This is a genomic window from Natronomonas sp. (genome assembly GCF_046710025.1).
Classification (GTDB): domain Archaea; phylum Halobacteriota; class Halobacteria; order Halobacteriales; family Haloarculaceae; genus Natronomonas.
In genome coordinates, this window is sequence record NZ_JBKEGK010000156.1 from 1 (window position 1) to 6,014 (window position 6,014).

The 6,014-nt window shown below is 65.2% G+C and carries 7 protein-coding genes; all 7 read left to right on the forward strand.

Annotated elements, in window-relative coordinates; translation table 11 throughout:
- Positions 1-466 precede the first annotated feature (466 nt).
- Positions 467-640, forward strand: coding sequence for a hypothetical protein (locus ACI944_RS10520; RefSeq protein WP_411719004.1), 174 nt, complete (start codon positions 467-469; stop codon positions 638-640).
- Positions 641-646: 6 nt separating this feature from the next.
- A complete protein-coding gene (locus ACI944_RS10525) occupies positions 647-1,180 on the forward strand; it encodes a 50S ribosomal protein L16 (RefSeq protein ID WP_411719005.1) in 534 nt (177 codons plus the stop codon).
- A gap of 9 nt (positions 1,181-1,189) precedes the next feature.
- Positions 1,190-1,945: a creatininase family protein gene (locus ACI944_RS10530; protein ID WP_411719006.1), complete on the forward strand. Its 756-nt coding sequence runs from the start codon at positions 1,190-1,192 to the stop codon at positions 1,943-1,945.
- A 94-nt stretch (positions 1,946-2,039) separates the two neighbouring features.
- Positions 2,040-2,471: a universal stress protein gene (locus ACI944_RS10535; RefSeq protein WP_411719007.1), complete on the forward strand. Its 432-nt coding sequence runs from the start codon at positions 2,040-2,042 to the stop codon at positions 2,469-2,471.
- A gap of 181 nt (positions 2,472-2,652) precedes the next feature.
- Positions 2,653-4,677, forward strand: coding sequence for a bacterio-opsin activator domain-containing protein (locus ACI944_RS10540; protein ID WP_411719008.1), 2,025 nt, complete (start codon positions 2,653-2,655; stop codon positions 4,675-4,677).
- Between the two features lie 125 nt (positions 4,678-4,802).
- A complete protein-coding gene (locus ACI944_RS10545; RefSeq protein WP_411719009.1) occupies positions 4,803-5,657 on the forward strand; it encodes a lycopene cyclase domain-containing protein in 855 nt (284 codons plus the stop codon).
- Between the two features lie 21 nt (positions 5,658-5,678).
- On the forward strand, positions 5,679-6,014 hold a 336-nt coding region (locus ACI944_RS10550; RefSeq protein ID WP_411719010.1), incomplete at its 3' end, for a Brp/Blh family beta-carotene 15,15'-dioxygenase.

Here is a 6,014-nt window from a genome sequence, read left to right on the forward strand (position 1 = left end):
TCGTTGTTGTTGACTCATAGTCATCCGAATGATTGTTGACGGTTCTATATAAATGTAGCTGATATCGGTCGCCGGTCGTTCGTCGCCGATCGACCCCCTAACCGACCGAAATACGCAGACAGCGAGGCTATGATAACAGTTCACTTGGCCCTGGCGCTCGATTGATCGACCCGGACCTGCGGGGATACAGAGTGGGGTTTATAAATAATTCGGGTGGCGGGGTTTATATGATCCGGCGGAAGATGCGACCGGCGCGGGGGTACCGCGGGGTCGCTCGCGCCGCGTTGCGTCGATCACAACATCGGTGAGACGGGAGCGGAGTTGCTGAACGCAAATAGTTCTAACCCCTGCGTGCGGTGACCATCGAGGAACTCGCCGGGAGACTCGATCTTCCGCGCTCGACCGCCCCCTACCGGCTCCGCCGGGCAACCGCCGAGTTCGCGGAGACGTTCGTCGACAGCGAGCCGTGAGTCCGGAACGAGACGGTCCCACAAGCCCGGTGGTGCAACTGCGCCGTGGGCTGAACGGCCACGCCCAACCCGGCCCGAGCCTCGACCCCGAGCGTCGCGTTCCCGACCGATACGTCGCCCCGTTCGACTGTCGCTTCGACGCCTTTATTACCGAACTGACCCTCAGATGACGTACTATGAGTGACAAGCCGGCATCGATGTACCGAAACATCGACAAGCCCTCCTACACCCGACGGGAGTACATCACGGGTATCCCCGGCTCGAAGGTGGCCCAGTACAAGATGGGTAACTTCGATGCCGAGCCCGACGACTACGATGTCCAGATCAGCCTCCTCGTCGACGAGGAGGTCCAGATCCGCCACGGCTCGCTTGAGTCATCCCGGCTCTCGGCGAACCGTCGTATGCTCAAGGAACTCGGCGAGGGCGGCGACTACAAGATGATCCTCCGGAAGTTCCCCCACCAAGTCATCCGAGAGAACAAACAGGCGACCGGCGCTGGCGCCGACCGTGTCTCCGACGGGATGCGCCAGTCGTTCGGCAAGATCGTCGGTACGGCCGCCCGGATCGCCCAGGGTGAGCGTCTTTTCACTATCTGGTGTAACCCTCAAGATGCCGAGACCGCAAAGGACGCCCTCCGGCGCGCGTACAACAAGATCTCCCCGCCGTGTACGGTTCGTGTTGAGCGCGGCGAGGATCTGCTGATCGCGTAAAGCACCCGGATGCGACTCGCCGAGTCGACGTGGACCGACGCTCAAGACGCCGACACCGATCTCGCGCTTTTGCCTGTCGGCAGCACCGAACAGCACGGCCCACACGCACCCTTGGGCGTCGACTCGATGACCGCCACCGCGATCGCCGACGCGGGGGCGGACCGATACGCCGAATCAGCCGGAGAGCGCCCGGTCATCGCCCCGACGATCCCGGTCGGGATCGCGGAGGAACACCGCGGCTTCGACGGAACGCTTTGGGTCTCGCCGGACACGTTTCGATCGTACGTCCGCGAGACGCTCGAGAGCCTCGCTGAGAGCGGCTTCGACCGGGTCGTCGTCGTCAACGGCCACGGCGGTAACACCGACGCGATCCGCGAACTCTGCGGGCGGGTGAGTCGAGACGGCGACGCCTACGCCGTCGGCTACACCTGGTTCGATGCCGTCGACTTCGACGCCTTTGGCCACGCCGGTCCGGCCGAGACGGCGGTGATCCGGCAGCTCGCCCCCGAGTTGATCCGTGAGGACCGTCTTGAGGCCGCCGCTGCGGGGGCGGCTGAGGGATGGGGCGAGTGGGTCGCGGGCACCAACCTCGCCCATGACTCCGACTCGTTCACCGATAGCGGCGTCGTCGGCGACCCCCGTGACGGCGACGGCGACCTCGGTGCCGAGCTTCTCGCGGCGGCGGCCGATCGCCTCGCCGAACTGCTTGAGTCGGTCGCGGCGCGCACGGTCGATCCGGACGCGGGCCCCGCTTCCGATCGTTGAGGCGCGTTTGCGGCAGTCACCGGGCTTCGATCTTCTCGACATCCGTACCTCGCCGACGTCCGGGTTTATGCCGCCGGACGGTCTACCGACGGCTATGTACGGGACGATCCTGTTTGCGACCGACGATAGCGACGACGCCGAGGCCGCACTTGATCACGCCCTCGAACTCGCCGCCTCGACGGGGGCGACGCTCCACGTGGTTTCGGTCGTCGAGACCCGAACCGCCTATGACAACGCCATCATCGATCCAGAGGAGGTCCAGGCGAATCTCAGGGCGGACGCCGAGGCCGCCGTCGAACACGCTGCTGAGGCCGCTACCGAGGCTGGTATCGAGTGTCGTACGACCGTCGTTGAGGGGCCGCCGTATGAGTGCGTCCTCGAAGTGATCGACGAGGTTGGGGCGGACGTGGTCGTCGTCGGCGCGACCGGCCGGTCGGGGTTCAAACGCCTTGTTCTCGGAAGTACGGCCGAACAGCTTTTAGAGACCGCACCGGTTCCGGTCGTCGTCATCGGTGGCGACCGCTGAGACGGACTGTTACAATCGGCCACCAACGACTGCCGGACCGGGCCGGCGGTTGTCGATGCTATATCGGCGCAATGCGTATGAATCTCTCCGCTGTGTCCCGCCAAGTGCTTCCCTCAACCTGTCTCGGTGACCGACGCGCCCGGCGGGGCCCTTTTTACCACCGGGCTCTATATGTGTATCAATGCTCGCATTCGACGTGCTCTTGGTTGGTGCGGCGCCCTCCCGTCCTGCCGTTTTGGAGGCGTTCCCCGAGGAAATCGTCGAGACGACGACGGCCTCAGGCGTCGACGACGCTCTCGAGACCCTCACACGGGGTGGCGCGGACTGTGTCGTTACTGACTATGCGCTCGGCGAGCGCGACGGGATCGACCTCCTCGATTCGATCCGAGAGTCGTTTCCGGCGCTGCCGGTCGTCCTCTATACGGCCGACGGCGACGAGGGCGTCGCTGAGACGGCCATCGACGCCGACGTGACCGCCTACGTCGCTGCCAGCGACGACCCGGCCGAGGACGGGATCATCGACCGGGTCGTCGAGCAGGCCCGCCGAAACCACGTCTCGGAGACGGTCGAGGAGTCCGATCCAACGGCCGCCAACCTGAAACTCGCCGAGTTGGCGATGGACGAGGCTCCGGTCGGAATCACAGTCGCGGACCCGAACGAACCCGACGAGCCGCTGATCTACGTCAACGAGGCGTTTGAGCGCCTCACCGGCTACGACACCTACGAGGTCCTCGGCCGGAACTGCCGATTCCTCCAAGGTGAGGGCACCGACCCCGAGACGGTCGAGCACATCCGGCGGGCCGTCGACGACCAGCGCTCCATCTCCGTGGAGATACTCAACTACCGTAAAAACGGCGAGCCCTTCTGGAACCAATTGAGCGTCGCCCCCGTCCACGATGAGGACGGCGACCTCACGCACTATCTGGGGTTCCAGACCGATATCACGGAACGAAAGGAAGTCGAACTTCGCTCGCGGCGGCAGGCCGAAGAACTCCGCGCCGACCGACGGGCCAGAGAGCGCCTGTTGGCTCGAATCGACGGCATCATGCAGCGCGTGACCGCCGCGACGGTCGAAAGCACCTCCAGAGCGGAACTCGAAGAGCGCGTCTGTAAGGCGGTCCTCGAGACCAACGACTACGAAGCCGTGTGGTTCGGCACCCGTCAGGCGACGAGCGACCGGATCGTCGCCGGCGAGCGGGCCGGTTGTGGCGGGGTCGACGAACTCTTTATTCCGGCTGACGCCCCCGAAGATCCCGTCAACGAGGCCGTCCGAACCGGTACTGTGACCGTCGCCCAGACCGAGTCACTCGCCCCCGATTCCCCGCACCATCGCTTCGCACCTCCTGACGGCGGCGTCGCGTCGATCCCCTTGCGGTATCGCGACGCCGACTATGGCGTCTTGGTGGTCTACGCCTCCCGGGCCGGCTCGCTCGACGACCACGAAACCGCGGTGTTCGAGGCGCTTGGGCGCGTGATCGGTACCGGTATCAACGCCCTCCAGAACCAGCGACTGTTGGCGACCGACGAGTACATCGAGTTGACGTTCACCGGTAGCTCCCCAGCCCCCGTCGTCGCCGAGTTGGCTGACCGCGCGGGCTGTGAAATCACGTATCGAGGCGCGGTCTCACGGAGCGACGGCAAGTTCGTCCTCTCGGTTCTCGCCTCCGGGGTCAACGCCGAGGCCATCGAGGAGGCGGCAAAGACGCTTGCGGACCCGCCGGAGGTTCGCACCGTCGCCCCCTATGACGACGCGTGTCTCCTAGAGATAATTCCGGCCGGGGAATCGATCGTTCGTACGGTGCTCGATAACAACGGTTCGATCCGAGGGCTGACGGCCGACGGTGACAGAGCCGAACTCCGCGTCGAGGTTCCCCGAACAGTCAACCCGAACATGGTCGTCGAGACTGTCATCGACCGCTACGGCGGTCTCTCGTTGGCCGCCCAGCGGCGCCGGGAGCGGGACCCGAACTCCCGAACGGAGCTCATCGAATCACTCCGGGACGAACTCACCGACAGGCAGCTCGAAACCGTTCAAAAAGCCTACCTGAGCGACTACTTCGAGTGGCCCCGGCCGGTCTCCGGCGAGTCGATAGCCGACTCGATGGGCATCACCCGATCGACGTTCCACCAGCATCTCCGAGCCGCCCAATCAAAGATCATGGGGGAACTCTTCGAGGAGATCGAACCCACACCACAGCCCAACTAGTCGGGCGGCGTCAATTTATACGTCCCGAGCGAACAACATACCATGGTCGTTAATCCGACGCTCCGAACGTTCCTGCCGACGCCGCGCCCCGAGGAGTCAGCCGGAACGGCCGGACTGAGGGAACGATGACCCCGACGACGTACCTCGGGTTTCACCTTCTGTTCATCCTGCCACCGGTGGTTTTAGTCGTCGCCGCGGCCTACCTCCGACCCGCCGCGGTGTGGGGGCGGGTTCCGTTCATCGGCCTCGGGGTGATCGTCGCGTTGGCGGTCGGTTACACGACGCCCTGGGATGCTTTCCTCATCGAATTGGGTGTTTGGAGCTACGGTGACGGCGTCGTCTCGGCCTCCGTCTACGCCATCCCGATCGGCGAGTACCTGTTTTTCTTCCTCCAGCCGATCCTGGTTGCGCTGTGGCTCTACAATCTTGAGATCCCGACCGACGGGGACCTCCGGCTGTCCATCCGGACGCGCCTCCTCGGCCTTGCAGCCGGGGCCGCTGTCGCCGCCCTCGGGGTCGGCCTGCTCCTTTCGGGTCCCTCAACGCTGTATCTGGGAGCAATCCTCACGTGGGCCAGCCCCGTCCTCGCTATCCAGTGGGCATTCGGGTGGCCGCACCTGTTTCGGGCTTGGCGGGCCGTCGTCGCCGGTATCGGCGCTCCGACCGCCTACCTGTGGGTACTCGATCGGTTCGCCATCACGAACGGCCTCTGGATCCTTTCGGATACCCACACGCTCGGGATCGCACCCTTCGGCCTGCCGATCGAGGAGGCGGTGTTCTTCCTCATCACGAACGTGTTTATCGTCCAAGGACTGGTGTTGTACCTGTGGCTCGTCGATCAGTGGCCGACGGTCGCCTCCGACGTCCGCCGGGCCGTCCCGTCCGCTCTCAGGGGGCTGCTCCCGTCTCCCGACTCGCCGGTCGCCGCAACTGACGCCGACGAGCCGCGGACCGACGACCCCGACCGAACCACTACGTGATCGCCGGTCCAAACGAGCCCTGTGCCCGAATCACTTCCCGACCGCCCGACCGGACACGCCCGTCGCACCCCGGCCGAAACGCGAGGGGCTCTCTCGCGGCTCGCCTTTGTGCCCGGTTGGGTCGTCGTCGCCATCACGACGCTCATCTTTGCGGCCGGCGTCTCCGTCCCGCTGGTGTATCAGTTGCTCCCGCTCGTGATCAGCGCCCTCGTGTTAGGATTGCCCCACGGTGCGATCGACCACCTCGCGATCCCCCGAACCCGTGGCGAGGCGGTCACCGGGCGGTGGCTGGCCGCTATCGGCGCGCTGTATCTCGTTGTCGGCGGCGCCTACGCGGTCGTCTGGTTTCTCGCTCCC

Bases quoted from the DNA above. Each gene is read 5' to 3' on its own strand.
- ACI944_RS10535 (WP_411719007.1), top strand. From the start codon at position 2,040: ATGTACGGGACGATCCTGTTTGCGACCGACGATAGCGACGACGCCGAG.
- ACI944_RS10540 (WP_411719008.1), top strand. From the start codon at position 2,653: ATGCTCGCATTCGACGTGCTCTTGGTTGGTGCGGCGCCCTCCCGTCCT.
- ACI944_RS10545 (WP_411719009.1), top strand. From the start codon at position 4,803: ATGACCCCGACGACGTACCTCGGGTTTCACCTTCTGTTCATCCTGCCA.
- ACI944_RS10525 (WP_411719005.1), top strand. From the start codon at position 647: ATGAGTGACAAGCCGGCATCGATGTACCGAAACATCGACAAGCCCTCC.
- ACI944_RS10530 (WP_411719006.1), top strand. From the start codon at position 1,190: ATGCGACTCGCCGAGTCGACGTGGACCGACGCTCAAGACGCCGACACC.